Origin of the sequence: Klebsiella sp. GG_Kp146 (assembly GCF_040061975.1) — a bacterium.
GTDB lineage: Bacteria > Pseudomonadota > Gammaproteobacteria > Enterobacterales > Enterobacteriaceae > Klebsiella > Klebsiella quasipneumoniae.
The window spans coordinates 191,824-213,363 of the sequence record NZ_JBEAHA010000008.1 but is presented as its reverse complement, the minus strand read 5'-3'; the positions used below and the strand labels follow the sequence as shown (position 1 = coordinate 213,363).

13 protein-coding genes and 2 pseudogenes are annotated in these 21,540 nt (G+C 60.8%); 12 read left to right on the top strand and 3 right to left on the bottom strand.

Annotated elements, in window-relative coordinates:
- Positions 1-4: 4 nt before the first annotated feature.
- The 8 genes and pseudogenes from ABLU95_RS10445 to ABLU95_RS10410 all read left to right on the top strand — a co-directional run bounded on the left by ABLU95_RS10445 (position 5) and on the right by ABLU95_RS10410 (position 11,920).
- Positions 5-184 (top strand): annotated as a pseudogene (locus ABLU95_RS10445) (hypothetical protein).
- Positions 185-500: 316 nt separating this feature from the next.
- Positions 501-1,031, top strand: coding sequence for a cellulose biosynthesis protein BcsO (locus tag ABLU95_RS10440; protein WP_065882872.1), 531 nt, complete (start codon positions 501-503; stop codon positions 1,029-1,031).
- A 1-nt stretch (position 1,032) separates the two neighbouring features.
- Positions 1,033-1,825 (top strand): annotated as a pseudogene (locus tag ABLU95_RS10435) (cellulose synthase operon protein YhjQ/BcsQ).
- A 19-nt stretch (positions 1,826-1,844) separates the two neighbouring features.
- On the top strand, positions 1,845-3,956 hold the full coding sequence (gene bcsA / locus ABLU95_RS10430) for a UDP-forming cellulose synthase catalytic subunit (protein ID WP_023291304.1): 2,112 nt from the start codon (positions 1,845-1,847) through the stop codon (positions 3,954-3,956).
- Complete coding sequence (gene bcsB, locus ABLU95_RS10425; protein ID WP_086076067.1) at positions 3,953-6,382, top strand: cellulose biosynthesis cyclic di-GMP-binding regulatory protein BcsB; 2,430 nt, start codon at positions 3,953-3,955, stop codon at positions 6,380-6,382. Before bcsA (ABLU95_RS10430) ends, bcsB (ABLU95_RS10425) begins: the two co-directional genes overlap by 4 nt.
- Complete coding sequence (locus ABLU95_RS10420) at positions 6,379-10,431, top strand: cellulose synthase subunit BcsC-related outer membrane protein (RefSeq protein ID WP_348879388.1); 4,053 nt, start codon at positions 6,379-6,381, stop codon at positions 10,429-10,431. The genes bcsB (ABLU95_RS10425) and ABLU95_RS10420 overlap by 4 nt, the downstream gene beginning before the upstream one ends.
- Positions 10,431-10,907 (top strand): cellulose biosynthesis protein BcsD, encoded by a 477-nt coding sequence (gene bcsD / locus ABLU95_RS10415; protein ID WP_004204979.1) that lies wholly within the window; start codon positions 10,431-10,433, stop codon positions 10,905-10,907. Before ABLU95_RS10420 ends, bcsD begins: the two co-directional genes overlap by 1 nt.
- An 11-nt stretch (positions 10,908-10,918) precedes the next feature.
- Positions 10,919-11,920 carry a glycosyl hydrolase family 8 gene (locus ABLU95_RS10410; RefSeq protein WP_023291300.1) on the top strand — a complete coding sequence of 334 codons (1,002 nt, stop codon included), beginning with the start codon at positions 10,919-10,921 and terminating at the stop codon, positions 11,918-11,920.
- Positions 11,921-12,026: 106 nt separating this feature from the next.
- Here ABLU95_RS10410 and bcsG read toward each other — a convergent pair whose 3' ends face one another.
- The 3 genes from bcsG to bcsE are packed head-to-tail and all read right to left on the bottom strand — an operon-like array spanning position 12,027 to position 15,459.
- Positions 12,027-13,712, bottom strand: a complete 1,686-nt coding sequence (gene bcsG, locus ABLU95_RS10405) for a cellulose biosynthesis protein BcsG (protein WP_048298548.1) — start codon at positions 13,710-13,712, stop codon at positions 12,027-12,029.
- A complete protein-coding gene (bcsF, locus tag ABLU95_RS10400; RefSeq protein ID WP_004204976.1) occupies positions 13,709-13,906 on the bottom strand; it encodes a cellulose biosynthesis protein BcsF in 198 nt (65 codons plus the stop codon). Before bcsF ends, bcsG begins: the two co-directional genes overlap by 4 nt.
- Positions 13,906-15,459, bottom strand: a complete 1,554-nt coding sequence (gene bcsE, locus ABLU95_RS10395; RefSeq protein WP_080901424.1) for a cellulose biosynthesis protein BcsE — start codon at positions 15,457-15,459, stop codon at positions 13,906-13,908. Before bcsE ends, bcsF begins: the two co-directional genes overlap by 1 nt.
- A gap of 169 nt (positions 15,460-15,628) precedes the next feature.
- Between bcsE and bcsR the strand changes: the two genes are divergently transcribed.
- The 4 genes from bcsR to bcsB (ABLU95_RS10375) are packed head-to-tail and all read left to right on the top strand — an operon-like array spanning position 15,629 to position 21,537.
- Positions 15,629-15,817 carry a cellulose biosynthesis protein BcsR gene (gene bcsR, locus ABLU95_RS10390; protein ID WP_023291297.1) on the top strand — a complete coding sequence of 63 codons (189 nt, stop codon included), beginning with the start codon at positions 15,629-15,631 and terminating at the stop codon, positions 15,815-15,817.
- Between the two features lie 11 nt (positions 15,818-15,828).
- The gene (gene bcsQ, locus ABLU95_RS10385; protein WP_023291296.1) at positions 15,829-16,560 is read left to right on the top strand and encodes a cellulose biosynthesis protein BcsQ; all 732 of its coding nucleotides are present in this window, start codon (positions 15,829-15,831) and stop codon (positions 16,558-16,560) included.
- On the top strand, positions 16,557-19,175 hold the full coding sequence (gene bcsA, locus ABLU95_RS10380) for a UDP-forming cellulose synthase catalytic subunit (protein ID WP_023291295.1): 2,619 nt from the start codon (positions 16,557-16,559) through the stop codon (positions 19,173-19,175). The genes bcsQ and bcsA (ABLU95_RS10380) overlap by 4 nt, the downstream gene beginning before the upstream one ends.
- A 10-nt stretch (positions 19,176-19,185) precedes the next feature.
- Entirely contained in the window at positions 19,186-21,537 is a 2,352-nt protein-coding gene (bcsB, locus tag ABLU95_RS10375) for a cellulose biosynthesis cyclic di-GMP-binding regulatory protein BcsB (protein ID WP_348879384.1), read from the top strand.
- The last annotated feature ends 3 nt before the right edge of the window (positions 21,538-21,540 follow it).

Below are 21,540 nucleotides of genomic sequence, written 5' to 3'. Positions count from 1 at the left end.
TCCGATGACCGGGAGCTTCTCTCCCGCCGGAGATGAAATCCGACGATATCGCCTTTTATCGCAGTGAATGCCACGCTCTCGGAGCATTCTTCGTCGATTATCCGAAAAAATAAGACTTTCAGTCCATTTTTATAGAATTAAAGAGAAATTAAAATGGTTCAGGTTTATTCTTTCGCTTATCTGACGCTATGATTCTATCATCGCGAAATACCTTTATATAAAAACGAATGGGAAGCGCGGTGGTTGCGGGGCTTAAGGATGTACGCATACCTAAAAAATGGGGCTATTCTTCTCAAAGGGAAATGTTAGTGTAGCGATACTTCTGCCGTGGAATCACACCGAAAATCAAAATCTAAACTATTATAACCCTGTCAATCGTGTGTATTGGTACGTCTCCACCGGCGCTTTTTCTGCCATACCAGAGACGTCACGATATTTTAAATATACTCAGAAAATAACAACAAACTTAATATGAAATTTTTAAAATCATGAGGTTATCAATGAACCATTATGATGATCTGCAGCGCTTTCAGGAAAAAACGCGGACGCAAAACCTCAACTTTCAGGATCTTTCATCGCAAGCCGCCACGCGGGAGCATGGAGACTGGGCGATCCTCAATCAGCTCAATCCCGGTGCAGAGAAACCCTCTTCCCTGGCGCTGGGAGGCTCGGTCTCCGCGCCGTTGCCGCAGTCGGTGCCTGCAGATCTGTTCCGCCAGGTAGAGGCGGCCGTCGCAGTGGCGCCAGCCTCTGATCCTGTTGCGTCTGCCGCGCCAGCGGCCCCGCAGCCGGTCGTGGAGACCGCCGCAGCCGCGCCGGAGCCGGTCAGGCAGGAGCCTGCGGTGGCCCCTGCGCCTCCCATCCCGGCGCCTGAACCGGCAATGGCTCCGCCGCCGAGAATGGCCCCCCGACCCGCGCCCGCCGCCGAGAACTATGCCCACCTGTTCGCGACGAAAAGCGCAGAGCCGGTGGCGAAAAATAAAGACCAGCCTTTGAAATCACTTCTGGAAAGGATCGCAACATGCCGTTGATTTGCGTCTGTTCACCGAAAGGTGGCGTAGGGAAAACGACCCTGGCGGCCAATTTAGCCTATTCGCTGGCGCGGACCGGCAGCAAAGTGCTGGCGCTGGATTTTGATGTCCAGAACGCGCTGCGTTTGCATTTTGGCGTGCCGCTGAACGATGAGCGCGGCTATGTGGCGAAGGCGCTGGAGCTGCACGACTGGAGCCAGTGCGTGCTGAGCGCCGGCAGCAACATTTTCGTCCTGCCGTATGGCGAAGTGAGCGAAGCGCAGCGTCAGGCGTTTGATGAGCAGCTGACCCACAATGACCATTTTCTCCAGCGCGGACTGTCCGCACTGCTGAATTATCCCGGACTTATCACCATCGCCGATATGCCGCCAGGGCCTTCGCCGGCGCTAAAGGCGCTGACGGGGCTGGCGGACCTGCATCTGATCCCGCTGCTGGCGGATACCGCCTCGATGTCGACCCTGGCGCACGTGGAAAAACAGCGCCTGACCGGCGCGGCGCTGAATCACAAGCATGGGCACTATTTCGTCATTAACCAAAGCGATAGCCGTCGCCAGGTCAGCCGGGACGTCACCAGCCTGATGGAAGAAAAACTGGGCGAACGACTGCTTGGCATTGTACATCGTGATGAAAGCGTGGTGGAGGCCAATGCGTCGCAGAAGTCGATTCTGGACTTTAACGCCTCCTCGGCAGCGGCCTTCGATATTGAAATTATTGCTAAAAAAATATCTTCGCTGTTGGGTATCCATATTGGCGATGGCACGGTGCACAGCCAGCCACGCATGTCAGGGCTTTAACTTATTGCAGGGCTGCTGAATGAAAAAATCTCTTTTTTGGTTGCTGGCGCTGGTGCTCTCTCCGGTCGCCGTGCTGGTAGTGATCACGCCGATGGACAGCCAGAAGCAGTACATCTTTGGTCTGCTGAGCATTGGTATTCTGTTTCTGATGGGTTTCAGCAAACGGCGCAGCATCTCGGTGATCATGGTCGTCACTTCGCTGCTGATGTCCACCCGTTACATGTATTTTCGCCTCACGCAGACCCTGCACTTCAACTCAGCCATTGAAACCATTCTCGGCATGGGGCTCTTTCTGGCGGAAGTCTATATCTGGGTGATGCTGCTGCTTAACTATCTGCAGACGGTCTGGCCGCTGAAGCGCGGCATTGTTCCGCTGCCGGATGATATGAGCAAGTGGCCGACGGTCGATATCTATATTCCGAGCTATAACGAACCGCTGGAGGTGGTGCGTGACACTGTCCTCGCGGCACAATGTATTGATTATCCAAAAGATAAAATGAAAATCTATCTTCTGGATGACGGTAAGCGCAGCGAGTTTGCCGTGTTCGCCGCCGACGTCGGAGTGGGCTATATTACCCGCAACGACAACAAGCACGCCAAAGCGGGGAACCTCAACCACGCGCTGACCCTGACCCAGGGAGAGCTTATCTGCGTCTTCGACTGCGACCACGTCGCCACGCGCGTGTTTCTGCAGGCCACCGTCGGCGGCTTTCTGAAAGATCCGATGCTGGCGCTGGTGCAGACGCCGCACTACTTCTATTCCCCGGATCCTTTCGAGCGCAACCTCTCCGTCGGGCGCAATATCCCGAACGAAGGGATGCTGTTCTATGGCCCGATTCAGCAGGGTAACGATAACTGGAACGCCACCTTTTTCTGCGGCTCCTGCGCGGTGATCCGCCGCGAGGCGCTGGCGCAGATCGGCGGTTTCGCCGTCGAAACGGTCACCGAGGACGCCCATACGGCGCTCAAGTTCCAGCGCCTTGGGTGGAAATCGGCCTTTCTCGATATTCCGCTGGCGGCTGGCCTCGCCACCGAGCGCCTGGTGGTGCACGTTATCCAGCGTACCCGCTGGGCGCGCGGGATGACGCAGATTTTTCGCGTTGATAACCCGCTGTTTGGCCGCGGGCTGACCTTCCAGCAGCGCTTGTGCTATCTCAGCGCCATGCTCTACTACCAGTTCGCGCTACCGAGGGTGGTGTTTGTCACCGCCCCGCTGGCTTACCTGCTGTTTAACCTCAATATTATTTACTCATCAGCGAGCCTGATCGTCTCTTATGCGCTGCCGCACCTGTTTCTCGCCATCTATGTCGGTTCGCGAATGAACGGCCGCTATCGCTACAGCTTCTGGGGGGAAATCTACGATATTGTGCTGGCTTTCCACCTGGTGCTGCCGACCCTGGTGACGATGATTTTCCCCAAGCGCGGCAAATTCAACGTCACCGATAAGGGCGGCCTGCTGGACGTCGGCTACTTCGATTTCACCGTAGTGCGCCCGCATCTGGTGGTGGCCTGCCTGCTGGCGCTGGGGGTGATCGTCGGCATCGTCCGGGCGATTGGCCATGACTACTTTGGATCGGACCCCAACGTTATCGCCCTCAACGTCGGATGGGGGATCTACAGTCTGATCTTCCTGCTGGCGGCGATTGCCGTAGCGCGCGAAACGCGGCAGGTGCGCAAAACCATTCGTATCGATGTCGATATTCCGGTGGTGATCCATTACGCCAGCGGCATCGTTTCCCGCAGCCATACCGAGGATCTGTCGATGGGCGGCTGCCGCGTGGTGGCGCCGGATACGCGCCATCTGGAGGATGATATCGAAGAGATTGAGCTGATCCTGCAGTCCGGGGCTATTTCGATCCCGGCGCAGCTGGTCACCTCTGACGAGCGCTTCCTGCGCCTCAAGTTTGATGAAGATATTCCGCTTTCGCGCCGCCGTGAACTGGTGCGCGTGGTGCTGGCCCGCGCGGATGCCTGGATTAATCCGCCGCGCCCGCAGGATAACCCGTTCCGCTCCTTCTTCACCATTTTACGCTGCGTGTTCGAACTGTTCTGGCTGACGTGGAAAACCCGTCGCAGCCAGCGCAATCGGGCAACAGTGGCGAAAACGGCGCAGGAGGATGGCACGTTATGAAGCGATTAACGACGCTGGCGCTGCTGGCAGGGATGCTCTCTGCGCCTGCGCTGCACAGTGAAGAACCGGGCGCCGCCGCCCCGCTGAGCTTCCCGCAGCTCAACGGCGCGGCGGACAGCGAGCCAGGCGACGAACCCCCGGCTGCCTCGCCGGAGGAGGGCGCCTCTCCGGCAGCCCCCGCCACCGACGGCGATGCGGCGGCGACGGCCCCTGCGCCGGATATGCCGGACTTACCCCCGCCGGTGAGCGCTACGGCCGCGCCGGAGGTCATTCCTGTCGCCCCGGTCTGGGGAGGCGACCTGAATCTGGCGCAGATGGGGATGCCGGACGGCATTATCCTCAGCGGCGGTCAGCGGCAGGGGGGCGTCAGCTTTACCCTGCCTTCCGATCAGGTGGTGATCCATTCGCAGCTCAGCCTTGCCGTTCGCGTATCGCCGGAAATGGCGAGCCGCAACGCCACCCTGCAGCTGATGCTCAACGGTCAACCGCTCGGCACCCTGCCGCTGGGCGCCGATGGCGAGGATGTCTCCCATTATCAGCTGGATATCCCGCCCGCGCTGATGGTCTCCAGCAATAACCTGAGCGTGAAGATCAACGATGGCGATACCCTGCAGTGCCAGCGTGATATTCATGATTCGTCGCGGGTCACGGTGCTGCCCACGTCGCATTTCAGCTGGGAAAGCCAGCAGTTGAACATCAGCGACGACCTGAGCCACTTCCCGCGTCCCTTCTTCGACAGCATGCAGATGACGCCGGCGGACATCGCCGTTTCCTATGGAGCGAAGCCGTCGGCCGACGTCTTCAGCGCCGCGGCGCTGGTCTCCTCCTGGCTGGGTATCCAGGCGGACTATCGCGGCATCGCCTTCAGCGCGCTGCGCGACCGCCTGCCGGAACGCCATGGCATCGTGATTGGCCATCCGGGCGAGCAGGTGGGCGGTATGACGCTGCCGGAAACCGATAAGCCGCTGCTGCGCATCATCGCCAATCCCGCCAATCCGGCCTATAAGCTGCTGTTGATCGTCGGCAAAAACGATACCGCGCTGCGCATGGCAGCCTGGCGGTTAACCCGCGGCAACTTTGCGCCGCAAACCGCGACGCTGGATGTCGAGCCGCAGACCATCCCGGTTGGCAAAGCGTATGATGCCCCGCGCTGGATCCCCACCGATCGTCCGGTCAGGCTCAGCGAACTGCTGCGTAAGGATCAAAGCCCGACCGTCAGCGGCGTCTGGCATGAACCTTTACGTATCGCCTTCCGCGCCGCCCCGGACCTCTATCTGTGGGATGGCGAGACGATCCCGCTGCAGGTTGGCTACCGCTTCCCGTCGGAAAACTGGATCAATGAGGATAAGTCCCTGCTGAGCGTCACGCTCAATGGCACCTTCCTCAACAACCTGCCGATGAACAAGCAGGGGCCGCTGGAGAAAGTCTGGCGCCACCTCGGCGGGGATGCGCGCCAGGAGCGCTTTACCATCCCGCTGGCCCCCTACCTGATCTACGGCGATAACCAGCTGTCGATGTACTTCAATGTGGTGCCGAAGGACGATGTTCCGTGCCAGGTGCTGCTGAATAACAATATCAAGAGCCGCATCACTGACGACTCCTGGATTGATTTGAGCAAGACGCGACACTTCTCGCTGCTGCCAAACCTCTCCTATTTCGTCGGCGCCTCGTTCCCCTTCTCGCGGCTGGCGGACTATTCGCAAACGACGCTCCTGCTGCCGGCGGAACCGTCTGAGACCCAGGTGGCGACCCTGCTGAATCTGGCCGCGCGCTCCGGGAATGCGACCGGCACCGCGCTGGCGAATAACCGCGTCGTTCTCGGGATGCCCACCGGCGGCGGGGATTTGCAGTCGCTGCGCGAACGTGACGTGCTGGCGGTCACCGCTCTCGATCAGCAGGCCTTCAACCAGAGCCTGCTGGCCGATTCACCCTACCGCCCGGTGGATAATGTGCTGAGCGTCCGCGAGCCCGATCTGTGGCAAAAAGCGCAGCGCCGGCTCACCGGCGACTGGACCTCCGCCAGCCTCGACGCCGATCGCTACTTCTCGTCCAGCAGCGCCTGGCGCGGGTTTATCAGCTATCGTTCGCCGTGGAACCCCGCCCGGCTGGTGGTGGTGGCGATGGCCAGCAATGATGATCAGCTGGCGCGACTGAAAAACGATCTGGACTCACCGCGCATCAACGCCGGGATCCGTGGCGATACCGCGGTGATCACCAGCGATAACGGGGTGCGCAGTTTCCAGGTGAGTACGCCGTTCCCCAGCGGTCAGATGCCGTGGTACATGATGGCGGTCTGGTATGCCAGCCAGCACTCCGGTTTCCTCGCCCTGCTGGGGCTGATTGCCACCTCGATAATGGGACTGGCGCTGACCGCGATGTTTAAACGTCACGCCCGTAAGCGTCTGGGTTCGGGGGATAACCAATGAAAAGAAAGATAACGATAACGATGAAAAGCTCCCGGCGGCTCACCACATTCTGCCTCACCGGCGCCCTGGCTCTCGGCGCCTCTGGCGGCGCGCTGGCGGCGGGTAACGACGCGGCGCTGCAGGCGCTGTTCGCCCAGGCCAACTATTGGCATGAGAAATCCCACGACGAGCTGGCGATGGAGTCCCTGCAGAAGGTGCTCTCGGTGGATGCCAACAACACCCAGGCGCTGTATCTGATGGCGCTCTGGTCGCAGCAGGGCGGCGATATGCAGGCGGCGGCGCAGTGGCGCGCGCGGCTGGCGAAAGCGGCGCCGGATAGCCCGGGCCTGCAGGATCTGGACAACGCCAAAAAGATGTCGCAGGTGCCGCAGGGCCAGCTCAGCCTGGCCCGCCAGCAGGCGCGCGGCGGCAATATCCCCGGGGCGCTGGCGACCTGGCGCAGCATGTTCAATGGCAATACGCCGCCTGCCGGGCTGGCGGCGGAATATTACCTGACCATGGCCAGCGACAAATCGCTTTATCCGCAGGCCATCAGCGAACTGCGGCAGTACGTGGCGCAGCATCCGCAGGAGAACGCCCCGCGGGTGGCGCTGGGCAAAGCGTTAACCTGGCGGGAAGAGACCCGTCGGGAAGGGATCGCCCTGCTCGAGCCGATGGCCAGCGGCAATAAAGAGGCGGACAGCGGCTTGCGTCAGGCCTTGCTCTGGCTGGGCCCGCAGGCCGGGGATGAGCAGTATTACGATACCTGGATGCAGCGGCATCCGCAGGATAGCGAAGTTCAGAACTACTTTCGTGAACGGCGCAGCGGTCAGGCGCGCGGCCAGGGCTACGCCAATCTCAACAGCGGCAATACCGCTGCCGCGAAACAGCAGTTTGAAGAGGTATTGCAGACCAACCCGCAGGATGCCGATGCGCTGGCGGGCATGGGCTATATCGCCCAGCGCAGCGGCGACTACCAGGCCGCGTCACAATATCTGAGCCGGGCGGCGGATCTCGGCGGCGACGCTTCGGCGACCCGCCGTCAGCAGGCGGCCGATGCCCTGTTCTACGGCCAGCTGGCGCAGGCCCAGCAGGCCTATAAGCAGGGCAATATTAGCCAGGCGCTGGCGCTCTCCGCGCCGCTGGCGCAGCAGAGCGGGGCGCGGGGCGCCTCGGCGAAGCTGTTTCGCGCCGATGTGCTGCGGCATAACAAAGATTTACCCCAGGCCGAGCAAACGCTGCGCTCACTGTTAAACGACGATCCGCAGAATGCGGCGGCGCGGGAAAACCTCTACTACGTGCTGCGCGAGCAGAATAAATCCGCCGAGGCGCAGGCGATGCTGCAGACGCTGCCGCAGAGTCTGCAGCAAAAACTGCAGCCGCGAGTGGTGGCCGGCGTCCCGGGCGACGCTCTGCGCCGCCAGGCCCAGGCGCAGGTCAGCAGCGGTAACCCAGCCGGCGCCATTGCCACCCTGCGCCAGGGCGTCGCCCGCTATCCGGACGATCCCTGGCTGCGTCTCGATCTGGCCCGACTGCTGCAAAAATCGGGTAACGCCAGCGAGGCCTCTTCGCTGATGTCGGCGGCCTATCGCCCCGGCGCCAGCAACAGCGCGCTGTATGCCGCCGCGCTGTTCGCCAGCGAAAACGGCGCCTGGCAGCAGGCGCAGACGCTGCTGTCGCGCATTCCCGGCGGCAGCCAGACCAGCGACATGCGCGATTTACGTCAGCGGGTGAACTACAACCTGCAGCTGGTGACGGCCGAAAACTACCTGGCGCAGGGCAATACCATCGCCGCCAGCAATACCCTGCGGGCGATGGCCTCTACGCCGCCGAAAGCCCCGGCGGACGCCGGCAAGCTGGCGCGGCTGCTGGCCGAGAGCGGCGACCTGACCACCGCGGTATCGCTGGTGCGCAACAATATCAGCGGCGGGGTGTCCGGCAACGCCGGCGATTACGCCGATCAGATCGCCGTCCTGAACCAGGCCGGGCTGACCGGCGAGGCGCAGAACCTGATCAGCAATCCGCAGCTGCAGGCCAGCAGTACGCCGACGCAGCTGGCGAGCATTCGCAATGGCTATGTGATCAACGAGGCCGATCGCCTGCGCGAGCAGGGCAATTACGCCGCGGCGTATGACAAGCTGATCCGCGCCATGCAAAGCGATCCGCAAAACACCGATCTGATGTTCGCCATGGCGCGGCTGTACCAGAGCGGCAAAATGAACAAAGAGGCCGGGGTGGTCTATGACTACCTGATGACGCGCGATACGCCGAACCAGGATGCGCGCGCCGGGGCCATCGACGTGGCGCTGTCGGCGGGGAACAACGATCGCGCTGAACAGCTGGCCGGCGGCTTGCGTCAGGATAACTCCCCGGATCGCCTGCTGCTGCTGGCGAGAGTGGCGGAGGCCCAGGGTCATCATCAGCAGGCGATGACCTACCTGCGCAGCGCCCGCGGCAAACTGCTGGGCATGCAAAGCACCAACAGCAGCGAAACGCCGACCGTCGGCGGGGTGCTTGCGGCGGATAACCCCTTTATCGGCGTGTCGCAAACGTCAGCGCCGACGCGGACGGCCTCCGCCTACGGCCAGTATATGCCGTGGCAGGTCGCCCAGTCGGCCGCCGCGCCCGGCTCCTCGCTGCCGGGGATCCAGCGCACCGATCTGCCGGTGGACACCGCCCAGACGCGGATGCTGCGTCAGGTGGACACCATGATGGAGTCGCTGCAGGAGAAAACCGGCAGCTGGCTGCAGGGGGGAATGGACGTGCGCGGACGCGACGGCGAATCGGGCACCAGCAAGCTGACGGAGCTCAGAACGCCGCTGACCTGGTCCTCCTCGCCGTTTGGCGACTCGCGCTTTGACTTTACCGTCACCCCGGTGTCGTTAAACGCCGGGACCGCCAGCGGCGACGCCTGGCGTCGCTACGGCGCCAACCCGCTGGCCAATGCGGTCTCCAATATGGTGAGTACCGCCACCAGCGAACAGGCGGCGATCGCCGCGATGACCGAGGCGGAGCGGACGGCCTATTTTGCCAGCAATCCGGGCGCGGAGGCGTTAAGCGGCCTCGGCACCCTGAACGCGGCGGATTTCAATCCGACCACCAGCAGCGGGATGGAAAACCTGGCCAAGCTCGGGAGCTATGATTCGGGGCAGGTGGCCAGCTATCTCTCCTCGTCCAGCCGCAAGCCGAACGTTGACCAGACCAGCGGCTCGACCGATTCGCAGAAGGCCAACGGCGTCGAACTGGCGCTGGCGCTAAGCGGCGACGATTACCGGGTCGATATCGGCAGCACGCCGCTGGGCCAGAATCTTAATACCGTTGTCGGCGGGGTGAAATGGTCGCCCAAGCTGACCAACTATCTGTCGCTGATCCTCACCGGCGAACGCCGCTCGCTGACCGACAGCCTGCTTTCTTATGTCGGTCTGAAGGATGCCTATTCCGGGAAAAACTGGGGGCAGGTGACGAAAAACGGCGGCACCCTGCAGCTGAGCTATGACGACGGCGATGCGGGCTTCTACGTTGGCGGCGGCGGATACAGCTATCTCGGACAGAACGTCGCCAGCAACACCAGCATCAACGCCAATGCCGGGGTCTATCTGCGGCCCTATCATGACGAATACCGCCAGCTGCAGGCCGGGTTGAGCATGAGCTATATGGATTACTCCAAAAACCTCAGCTACTTCACCTATGGCCAGGGGGGCTACTTTAGTCCGCAAAACTACGTCAGCGTGTCGCTGCCGGTCAGTCTGACGGAGAAATATGATAACTGGACCATGAAGCTCGGCGGCTCGGTGGGCTACCAGTCTTACAGCCAGGATAAGAGCGCCTATTTCCCGACCAATTCGGAGTGGCAGCAAACCCTGGAGACGGCGGTAAGCAACGGGTTTGCCAAGGAAGCCTACTATTCCGCGACCTCGAAGAGCGGCATCGGCTATACCCTGCGCGCCGGGGCGGATTACAAGGTCAACAAACAGATGACGCTGGGGGGCCAGATTGGCTATGACACCTTCGGGGATTATAACGAAAGCACCGCCGGGCTCTATATTCGCTATATGTTAGGAGATCATTGATGATGACGGAGAACAATAACCCGGTGGTGATGACCTGGTTTCAGCAGCAGCAGACGCCTGCCGGATGGTTCGATCTGTTGATTATTATGGTCGAAGGTATGCTCAATAATGCCGGTGAGCTGGAGAGCCAGCCGTTCCTGCGTCAGATGGGCGCTTCGCTGGCGGAGACCCATCCGCTGCCGGCGTCGGAGACCGTCGGGGAGCTGGAGGCGAATATCAACCGGCTGTTGACCCATTTCCACTGGGGGGTGGTGACCATCGACGTCGGCGAGGATGGCCTGCGCCTGCGCCATCAGGCGTTGCCGGTCAGCCGCGACGACGCGGGGCGCGTGCGCTGGTGCAACGCGTTCTGTGCCATACTCGAGGGGTTATATTCTCGCTGGCTGCAGAGTCAGGGAGGCAGTGCTCACGTGATATTGCAGCGTGAGCGGGTGTTCTCCGTCTCTGACGTTCAGTTTCTTTACTACCATCCATAAAGAGTGAATTTATGCCCCTGCGTGCTTTAGTGGCGGTGATAGTGACAACGGCAGTGATGCTGGTGCCCCGGGCGTGGGCGGATACGGCATGGGAGCGCTATAAGGCCCGTTTTATGATGCCGGACGGTCGTATCATTGATACCGCCAATGGCAATGTGTCGCATACGGAAGGCCAGGGTTTCGCCATGCTCCTGGCGGTGGCGAATAACGATCGCCCGGCGTTCGACAAACTGTGGCAGTGGACGGACAGCACCCTGCGCGACAAGTCTAACGGGCTGTTTTACTGGCGCTATAACCCGGTGGCGCCGGACCCGATCGCCGATAAAAACAACGCCACCGATGGCGATACCCTGATCGCCTGGGCGCTGCTGCGCGCGCAAAAGCAGTGGCAGGACAAGCGCTACGCGACGGCCTCCGATGCCATCACCGCCTCCCTGCTGAAATATACGGTGGTGACTTTCGCCGGTCGCCAGGTGATGCTCCCGGGGGTGAAGGGGTTCAACCGCAACGACCACCTGAACCTTAACCCCTCCTATTTCATCTTCCCGGCCTGGCGCGCCTTTGCGGAGCGGACGCACCTGACCGCCTGGCGGACATTGCAGAGTGACGGGCAGGCGCTGCTGGGGCAGATGGGCTGGGGGAAATCGCACCTGCCCAGCGACTGGGTGGCGCTGCGGGCGGATGGCAAGATGCTGCCGGCCAAAGAGTGGCCGCCGCGGATGAGTTTCGATGCGATCCGTATCCCGCTGTATATCTCGTGGGTCGATCCGCATAGCGCCTTGCTCGCGCCGTGGAAAGCCTGGATGCAGAGTTACCCGCGTCTGCAAACCCCGGCGTGGATCAACGTTAGCACCAACGAGGTCGCCCCGTGGAATATGGCCGGCGGCCTGCTGGCGGTGCGTGATTTAACGCTTGGCGAACCGCAGGAAGCGCCGCAGATTGACGACAAGGATGATTATTACTCCGCCAGCCTCAAGCTGCTGGTCTGGCTGGCGAAACAGGATCAGCGCTAGCGCGGTGATGGCTTTGCAGGCCTCTCAGCCCGTATGCCTGTGGGCTGAGAGGGAAGAGCAGGAACGTCTCACGATGTCAGGCCGCCAGCATGGGCGGCCTTGTCGCTTATTGCGGATAAGGCACCCAGCTTCCGCCATTCAGCTGGACATACGGCTTGCCCTGATACTGGATAACGATGGCGTTGGCGTTTTCGGACACCGCCGCGCTCTGCGGCAGGTTGGCGACATACTGCTGCCAGTTGACGCTCTCTTCGCTGAACATTTTGCCGTCGAGGGCGCGCACCACCAGCTCCGACACCGCCAGGTAGCTGCTGGGCTGATCGATGATAATCGGCGCGCCTTCATGCGGCGCCTTCATGCCGAAGAATTTCACCGCCGTCGGGACGTTAGTGATCGACGGGCTCGGGATATCCCGCAGGCCAGACACCTGCATCTTATCGCCCTTCAGCGCGCCGCCGTGTTCCGGCACCACCACCACCATCACCTTCCGCCCCGATTTTTCCAGCTCGGTGAAGAAGTTATCCAGGTCGTCAAACAGCTTTTGCGCGCGCACTTTGTAGTCCGCGGTTTTGCTTTGTCCCGGGAAGTGGTTGCCGTCATGCAGCGGCAGGGTGTTATAGAATGTGGCGCTCCGCGGATTGCTGCTGGCCTCTTCGGTCTTCAGCCAGCGGTTGAGGACCGCCAGATCCTCGTACACCGGCGAGCCGTCAAACGCCTGCAGGCTGACCGGCAGACCGCTCTGGTCCATCAGCGGGCTCTGCATGCCGCCCAGTGAACGCAGCTCTTTCAGGAAGTCGCCGAACAGGCCGTTGTGGCCGAGCATCAGCTGCTGGTTGAAGCCGAGTTTCGCCAGGTTTTCAAACAGGTAGCAATCGGCGCCGGACGGCTGATACAGGTTGGTATGCGACAGCTGGCCGCAGCTGGCGCGCAGCAGGCGCACCGCCGCCGGTCCGCTGTAGGAGGTCGCGGAGTTAAAGTTTTTGAAGACGATATCGAAATGCTTCCACAGCGGGTGGTCCATCAGCCCGGCGGCTTCAATATCCGACCAGGAGAGCGAGCAGATATTGATCACCAGCAGGTCAAACGGCTGCGCATCCGCCGGCAGCTGGTCCGGGAACGGCGTCTTGCGCTTCTGCTCGGCGGCATAGAAACCGTTCAGCCAGTTGGTGAGGTTGGCCGAGGTCGGCGGCTCGGTCTGCGGCGGAATATCGCTGCTGGCCGGGCTGGCGGGGCTGGACGCGGCGCCAGCGGCGGCGTTGGTCCCGACGTTGGCCGGCGCGGTGGCGGCGGCGGTGGTGGGCTGACCGGCAGGCCAAATGGTAAAGGCCGGCAGCAACGGGCTGACCGCCTGCCAGACGACCATCGCGGAGACAAACACGGTAACGCGCAGCCACTGGCTGATAAACAGCCATAGCACCAGCAAAACAAAGAAGGCGCCGACCATGCTCCAGTTGATAAAGCGGACAATCAGATCCCAGATATAGCTGGCGCTGAAGCCGGCGATTTGCGAGCCCTGGCTAAGAAGCGTCTCCGGCCCGGGCAGCCAGGTATCATGCCAGAACAGCGCGAAGCCGAGCGGAATGGCGATCCAGTGGCGGATGCGGTGCAGCTTTTCACGCGGGATCGGCACCAGCAGAAAGGCGAGAAACACCAGGTTCAGCATCGGGTGGAAATTGAGATACCCGGCCCACAGCAGGGCAAACTTGACCAGAAAGTATAAGTTCCAGCCGCCAAGGCCGCGCCAGTACTGCCAGAGCGGAAGCGGTGCCGCGGTCGTTTTTTTATTTGTCATTTATTCGCTTTGCCTTGCTTAACCGTTGTTCCCCGGCGTAATACCCCTGCCGGTTTCACGTAACGGGGTTTAAAGAACATCAATCTTAACGTCGTGCGGATCCGGCGCTGATAGTGGCGCGTCAGGTAGCCCAGCGGAAAAAACAGCAGGGCGCAGAGCACCACCAGTTGCAGAATATCGGCGATAGACATCATCAGGCTTGCTCCTCACGGGTGGTTAACCGGTGTGGTTCGGGATAGCGTCGCCAGTGGCGTCCATCGTGGGTGGCGTTGATGGTCTCGTTTTTACCGACCGAGAGGGGCAGCGGCGTGTTCCAGCGCGCCGGCTCGACGCCGCGCATGATCACGATTTCCGAGAGGATCTGTTTGTCTTCAAACCACACCATGCGGTTAGAAAAAATATCGCCGGTCGGCAGCGGGAAAATATGATTTAGCGCGGTGTCGAGGTCATTGATTCGGCAAAATGACAAGAACAGCACCAGCCGGTTATTGCCGATGGTCATAATGTCGCCCATCCGGTTGGGTTTGCATAACGTCAGCGCCTGCTCGACGCGCAGCCCCGGCGCCGGGCGCAGGGCCACCATCACGCCTTTGCTGTCGGCCGGCAGCAGGGTATTGGTCATCACGTTGTGCACCGCTTCGCAAAAGGCGTCCCATTTCTGATAGCCCCGCAGCTTTAACGGCTGGCTCCAGGTGAGCAGGGTGGCAAAATCTTCCGGGATACGCCGGGAGAACTTTTGGTTCTGTACGCTTTCAATCAGCGTCAGGCAGCGGGAAAGCGACGCGCTGTTGGGGATCACCAGGCTGGCGCCGCTGCTGAGCAGCAGCCGCTCATCGGTCGCGCGCAGGCTGGGGGTTTGTTCGCGGACAATAATTTTCAGCGCGGTGCCGCGCTGACGACGCAGGGTATGAATATAGCGCCCCAGCTGTTCAATTTGCGTATTCTGGGTAATGGAGAAGAGGATCGTCGCCGCCTGCGCAGTGCGCCCGGCGTTGAAGACCTCGTCATTGGTATCGAACAGGGTCCAGTATTCCGAGAGCGGCGGGGCGCCTTCGAGGACGCGCACATGGCTGAGGATCGCTTTTTCGTCGCTACGCGGCTGCACGCTGGTTTCAGCATCCTGCGCTAATCGCCAGCCGGCGTCGTCGTGTTGCACCATCAGCTGCTGCTGAGCGCTGATGCCTTTATCGCTTCCCCACCAGGCAATATCAAAAAGATGGCGGTCGCCCTGGTAGCGAATACTTGCCAGACCGGAAAGGGATCGGTACGCGCGTAATAATGGGGTGAGTTGCCGATCGATATCCTGGGCGGGATTGATCGCTAAGAACGCGCAGCGATGATATTGCGCCCAGCGACTGGTTTTTTCCACCCAGGCGCATAACTTTTCATTATTTATATTTTGCCAGGCATTTTCAGCGCATAGCAGAATAAACAAATAATTGCCAGGCTCGAGGGAGCAGACTAAATCACGATGTATTTCTTCCAGCGCCTCCGGGCGATTCGGCAGGGTAAACAGCGCGATATTATTCGGGCCATGAATGCTATCTAATGAAATGATATCATCAGGTTTATCACCCATGACCAGCGCGGCAACTTTGCTGTTTTTCGCCTGCGCGGCCAGCGTCCGATTAACCAGACTGACGGCATCGGCATAACGGTCAACGTTGAGCCACCATACCCCGCCGACCGGCATATGGCACACTTCATCCCATAATGATGAAATACCCAAAGTAAATACACTATCCACGGCATCCCTCGTGCGCCCTGATTCACACTGGATAAGTTTACTAGCGAAACTGACAGAGTAAACCTAACATTGAAATTAAAGGTCATCAGTTTTAGCATGTACACCTGCTTTTTAAGGATGCGCTGTATACGTCCTCTGGTTTAATAATAAATTTCGAACGGACAGAGATATGCCAGCAAAAGATCCTGTCGTACCCACGGACGCCACGCTGGGGTACACCTTTCAAAATGATTTTTTGGCGCTAAGCCGGGCATTTTCCCTGCCGGATATTGATTATCATGATATTTCGAGGCGTGAACAGCTGAACGCAGCGCTGAAGCGCTGGCCGCTGCTGGCAGAGTTTGCAGAGAAAAAATAAGGAAGCCGGAGATGGCTATTCTGGGGTTACAGGGCGTGCGCGGGGGAACTGGCGTCACGTCCATTACGGCTGCACTCGCCTGGGCGCTGCAATTGCTCGGTGAAAGCGTGCTGGCGATCGACGCCAGCCCGGATAATATGCTGCGCTTTTTTTTCAACACCGATATCCATCATCAGGACGGCTGGGCCCGGTCGCTGCTTGACGGCCGTGACTGGCGCGACGCGGGTCTGCGCTATACGCAACATATCGATCTGCTGCCGTTTGGCCAGCTCAGCGCGGGCGAAAGAGAAAACGTCGACCAGCTGTTGCCCACCCTGGGAGCGATGACGGAGGCGGTACAGCAGCTGCAGGGCCAGTACCGCTGGCTTCTGCTGGATCTGCCGGCGGGCTATTCGCCGTTGACCCGCGAGCTGCTGACGCTCTGCGACCGCTCGCTGGTGGTGGTCCATCCCGACGCCAACAGCCATATCCGTTTGCACCAGCAGCCCTTTCCGGCCAACAGCGATATTCTGATTAACGATCTGCGGGTCGGCAGCCAGTTGCAGGAAGATCTCTACCAGCTGTGGCTCGAGAGCCAGCCGCGGATCCTGCCGGTGACCATTCACCGCGACGAGGCGATGGCCGAGTGCCTGGCGGCAAAACAGCCCCTTGGGGAGTATCGCCAGGACTCTCTGGCGGCGGAAGAGGTGCTGACCCTGGCGAACTGGTGCCTGATCCACTATGCCGGCGGGAGGCCGGTATGATCCGCCTCAGCACGCTGCTGTTGGCCCCGCCGGTGGGGGAACGGCTGCGCGCGCGCTATGACGACTACCGGCAGCATGGCGCCTCCTGGCTGTCGGCGTCGCTTGGCTGCCTGTGGGCATCGCTGGTCTGGGCGCTCATGCCGCTGGAGACGCCGCGCTGGCAGGCGATTCTGGCGCACCATGACACCTATTTCCCCCATATTAATCCGCACCGGCCACGGCTCCTGGATCCGCTGCGCTATCTGTTGCAATCCCTGTGGCTGCTGGCGACCCGCGTGCCGGAGCCGGAGAAAAAGGTCAACTGGCGTTCGCTGGCGGCGCTGGAAGGGGTGCACGGTCGCTACGCGCAATGGATGGAGAAACTGCCTGAGCAGGTTAACGCCCGCACCCGCCATCTGGATAAACAGAAAGAGCTGGCGCACCTCAATCCTAAACTGCGCCGGGCAATCCTCGGAGTGGTGACCTGCTGCTCGCTGGTGCTGGCGCTGATGTGTATTACGCAGCCCTTTAACCCGCTGTCGCAATTTATCTTCCTGATGCTGCTGTGGGGCGTGGCGCTGCTGGTGCGGCGCATCCCCGGCCGCTTCTCGGCGCTGATGCTGATCGTGCTGTCGCTGACGGTCTCGTGCCGCTATATCTGGTGGCGCTACACCTCGACGCTGAACTGGAACGACCCGGTAAGCCTGGTGTGCGGGATTATTTTGCTGTTCGCCGAAACCTACGCCTGGGTGGTGCTGGTGCTGGGCTACTTCCAGGTGGTCTGGCCGTTGAACCGCCAACCGGTGCCGTTGCCGGAGGACATGGATCTGTGGCCGACGGTGGATATCTTCGTCCCCACCTACAACGAAGATCTCAACGTGGTGAAAAACACCATCTATGCCTCGCAGGGCATCGACTGGCCGAAGGACAAGCTCAACATCTGGATCCTCGACGACGGCGGACGGGAAGCGTTTCGCCAGTTTGCCAAAGATGTCGGGGTGCACTACATCGCCCGTACCAGCCATGAGCACGCCAAGGCCGGTAACATCAACAATGCGCTGAAATACGCCAAAGGGGAGTTTGTCTCGATCTTTGACTGCGACCACGTGCCGACGCGCTCGTTTCTGCAGATGACCATGGGCTGGTTCCTGAAAGAGAAAGAGCTGGCGATGATGCAGACCCCGCACCATTTCTTCTCGCCAGACCCCTTTGAGCGCAACCTTGGCCGTTTTCGCAAAACGCCGAACGAAGGCACCCTGTTCTACGGCCTGGTGCAGGACGGGAACGATATGTGGGACGCCACCTTCTTCTGCGGCTCCTGCGCCGTGATCCGCCGCGGCCCGCTGGACGAGATTGGCGGCATTGCCGTCGAAACGGTGACCGAAGATGCCCACACCTCGCTGCGCCTGCACCGGCGCGGCTACACCTCCGCCTATATGCGTATTCCGCAGGCGGCGGGGCTGGCGACGGAGAGTTTGTCGGCGCACATTGGCCAGCGCATCCGCTGGGCGCGCGGCATGGTGCAGATTTTCCGTCTCGATAACCCGCTGTTTGGCAAGGGGCTGAAGCTGGCGCAGCGCGTCTGCTACGCCAACGCCATGCTCCACTTCCTCTCCGGTATTCCGCGCCTCATCTTCCTCACGGCGCCGCTGGCCTTTTTGCTGCTCCATGCCTATATCATTTATGCGCCGGCGCTGATGATCGCGCTGTTCGTGCTGCCGCATATGATCCACGCCAGCCTGACCAACTCGAAGATTCAGGGCAAATACCGCCATTCGTTCTGGAGTGAAATCTACGAGACGGTGCTCGCCTGGTATATCGCGCCGCCCACCTTTGTGGCGTTGATTAACCCGCATAAAGGCAAATTCAACGTCACCGCTAAGGGTGGACTGGTGGAAGAGGAGTATGTCGACTGGGTGATCTCCCGGCCCTATATCTACCTCGTGCTGCTCAACCTGGTCGGCGTCGCGGTGGGGATCTGGCGCTTTATGTACGGCCCGGAAAACGAAATTCTCACCGTCTGGGTGAGTATTGTCTGGGTGTTCTACAACCTGATTATTCTTGGCGGCGCGGTGGCGGTCTCGGTCGAAAGCAAGCAGGTCCGCCGGTCGCATCGTGTCGAAATGAGCATGCCGGCGGCCATCGCCCGCGATGACGGCCATCTGTTCTCCTGCACCGTTCACGACTATTCCGACGGCGGGCTGGGGATCAAAATTCACAGCGACGCGCAGGTGCTGGAGGGGCAGAACGCCAGGCTGCTGCTCAAACGGGGACAGCAGGAGTATGTCTTCCCGGTGCGGGTCGCGCGGGTAAACGGCAACGAAGTGGGATTGCAGCTGCTGCCGTTGACCAACCAGCAGCATATCGATTTTGTGCAGTGTACGTTTGCCCGCGCCGATACGTGGGCGCTTTGGCAGGATAGCTTCCCGGAAGATAAGCCGATGGAAAGCCTGCTGGATATCCTCAAGCTGGGATTCCGTGGTTACCGTCACCTGGCGGAGTTTTCGCCGCCGTCGGTGAAGGTCATTTTCCGCGCGCTCACCTCGCTGGTGGCATGGATAGTGTCGTTTGTACCCCGACGCCCTGAACGCGCCGCGCCGACGCTCTCCGCAGACCCGGCAATGGCTCAACAATGATGATAATGCGATGAAAAGAAAACTTTCCTGGATGTGTGCAGTAGCGGTGGGCATGTGCAGCTGGTATCCGCTGGCCTCTTACGCGGCGCCGGCCGCCGTGGTGAACCCGGCTCCTGGCGTTCAGCCGCAGGCGGCCACCCCGCCCGCGCCCGCGCCGGTGACGATTGGCGAGCCGACGGCGACCCTCGCCGAACCGACCGCACCGGCGGTGGTCGCCGAGAATATCCCGCAGCGGGAGGTGAAGCTGACCTTTGCCACCACCGCGCCGCCTCCGGGCAGCATTGTGCTGCGCGGCTCACGGCCTGACGCCTCGGTCGAATTCGGCATGCGCAGCGATGAGCTGGTCGCCAACGCGCTGCTCAATCTGGAATATACCCCGTCGCCCTCGCTGCTGCCCGTGCAGTCGCAGCTGAAAGTCTATCTCAACGATGAGCTGATGGGCGTCCTGCCCGTCACCAAAGAGCAGCTGGGGAAAAAGATCCGCGCGCAGCTGCCGATTGACCCGCTGTATATCACCGACTTCAACCGCATACGGCTGGAGTTTGTCGGCCACTATCGCGATGTCTGCGAAAACCCGGCCAGCAGCACGCTGTGGCTGGACGTCGGGCGCGAAAGCTATCTGGATCTCACCTACCAGTCGCTGAAGGTGCATAACGATCTGTCGCACTTCCCGGTGCCGTTCTACGATCCGCGCGACAACCGCCCGCTGACGCTGCCGATGATTTTCCCGGGTTCGCCGGCGGTGGCCCAGCAGCAGGCGGCGGCGATTATCGCCTCATGGTTCGGCAGCAAGGCCGGCTGGCGCGGCCAGCAGTTCCCGGTCTATTTCAACGAACTGCCGGATCGTAACGCCATTGTCTTCGCCACCAACGACAAGCGTCCGGATTTCCTGCGCGATCATCCGCCGGTCAACGCGCCGACCATCGAAATGATCGACAACCCGAACGATCCTTACGTCAAGTTGCTGGTGATTTTCGGCCGCGATGATAAAGACCTGCTGCTGGCGGCGAAGGGGATTGCCCAGGGCAATATTCTGTTCCGCGGCAGCAGCGTCACCGTGGACGGCATCAAAACCCTGCAGCCGCGGCAGCCATACGATGCGCCAAACTGGGTGCGCACCGACCGCTCGGTCACCTTTGCTGAGCTGAAAACCTATGAGCAACAGCTGCAGTCCAGCGGGCTGGTGCCGGATGCCATCACCGTGGCGCTTAACCTGCCGCCGGATCTCTATTTGCTGCGGGCCAACGGCATCGATATGGATCTGAAATATCGCTACACCATGCCGCCGGTGAAGGACAGTTCGCGGATGGATATCAGCCTCAACGACCAGTTCCTGCAGTCGTTCAGCCTTAACAGCTCCCAGGACGTGAACAAACTGATCCTGCGCCTGCCGGTGCTGCAGGGGCTGCTGGACGGCAAATCGGAGGTCACCATCCCCGCGCTGCGTCTTGGGGCGGTGAACCAGCTGCGCTTTGACTTCCAGTACATGAACCCGATGCCCGGCGGCTCCATCGACAACTGTATTACCTTCCAGCCTGTGCAGAACCATGTGGTGATCGGCGACGATTCGACCATCGACTTCTCGAAGTATTATCACTTTATTGCGCTGCCGGACCTGCGCGTCTTCGCCAATGCGGGCTTCCCTTACAGCCGAATGGCTGACCTCGCCGACACCCTGGTGGTGGTGCCGAAGGCGCCGACCCAGGGCCAGGTGGCGACGCTGCTGCAGGCGCTGGGCGGCATCGGTTCGCAGACCGGCCTGGCGGCGATTAATCTGCAAATGACCGACGATGGCAACCAGATCAAGAATAAAGACGCGGATCTGCTGCTGATCGGCGCGATCCCTTCGTCTCTCAAGGACGATACCAAAATCAACCTGCTGGTCGAGGCGACCAAAAGCTGGGTGAAAATGCCGATGCGCCACTATGACCTGGCGAGCATTTATCCCGATGACGAGGCCCGCACGCCCAACACCCGCACCGACATCACCTCTTCCGGACCGATGGCGGCGGTGATTGGCTTCCAGTCGCCCTACAACGATCAGCGTAGCGTGGTGGCCCTGCTGGCCGACAGCCCGCGCGGTAATGAATTGTTGACCAACGCCCTCAACGACAGCGGTAAGCGGGCGGCGATGTTTGGCTCGGTGGCGGTGATCCGTGAATCCGGCGTCAACAGCCTGCGGGTGGGCGATGTTTACTATGTTGGCCATCTGCCCTGGTTCGAGCGCATCTGGTTCGCGCTCTCTAACCACCCGATACTGCTGGCGATCTTCGCCGCGGTCAGTATCGTGCTGCTGGCGTGGGTGCTGTGGCGCATGCTGCGCATTATCAGCCGCCGCCGCCTTAGCCTGGATGATGAATAAACG

What these genes read in the sequence shown, in the direction of transcription:
- bcsR (WP_023291297.1), top strand. Translation starts at nt 15,629, where the DNA reads ATGCCAGCAAAAGATCCTGTCGTACCCACGGACGCCACGCTGGGGTAC.
- bcsA (WP_023291304.1), top strand. Translation starts at nt 1,845, where the DNA reads ATGAAAAAATCTCTTTTTTGGTTGCTGGCGCTGGTGCTCTCTCCGGTC.
- bcsA (WP_023291295.1), top strand. Translation starts at nt 16,557, where the DNA reads ATGATCCGCCTCAGCACGCTGCTGTTGGCCCCGCCGGTGGGGGAACGG.
- bcsB (WP_348879384.1), top strand. Translation starts at nt 19,186, where the DNA reads ATGAAAAGAAAACTTTCCTGGATGTGTGCAGTAGCGGTGGGCATGTGC.
- ABLU95_RS10420 (WP_348879388.1), top strand. Translation starts at nt 6,379, where the DNA reads ATGAAAAGAAAGATAACGATAACGATGAAAAGCTCCCGGCGGCTCACC.
- bcsD (WP_004204979.1), top strand. Translation starts at nt 10,431, where the DNA reads ATGATGACGGAGAACAATAACCCGGTGGTGATGACCTGGTTTCAGCAG.
- ABLU95_RS10410 (WP_023291300.1), top strand. Translation starts at nt 10,919, where the DNA reads ATGCCCCTGCGTGCTTTAGTGGCGGTGATAGTGACAACGGCAGTGATG.
- bcsG (WP_048298548.1), bottom strand. Translation starts at nt 13,712, where the DNA reads ATGACAAATAAAAAAACGACCGCGGCACCGCTTCCGCTCTGGCAGTAC.
- bcsF (WP_004204976.1), bottom strand. Translation starts at nt 13,906, where the DNA reads ATGATGTCTATCGCCGATATTCTGCAACTGGTGGTGCTCTGCGCCCTG.
- ABLU95_RS10440 (WP_065882872.1), top strand. Translation starts at nt 501, where the DNA reads ATGAACCATTATGATGATCTGCAGCGCTTTCAGGAAAAAACGCGGACG.
- bcsB (WP_086076067.1), top strand. Translation starts at nt 3,953, where the DNA reads ATGAAGCGATTAACGACGCTGGCGCTGCTGGCAGGGATGCTCTCTGCG.
- bcsQ (WP_023291296.1), top strand. Translation starts at nt 15,829, where the DNA reads ATGGCTATTCTGGGGTTACAGGGCGTGCGCGGGGGAACTGGCGTCACG.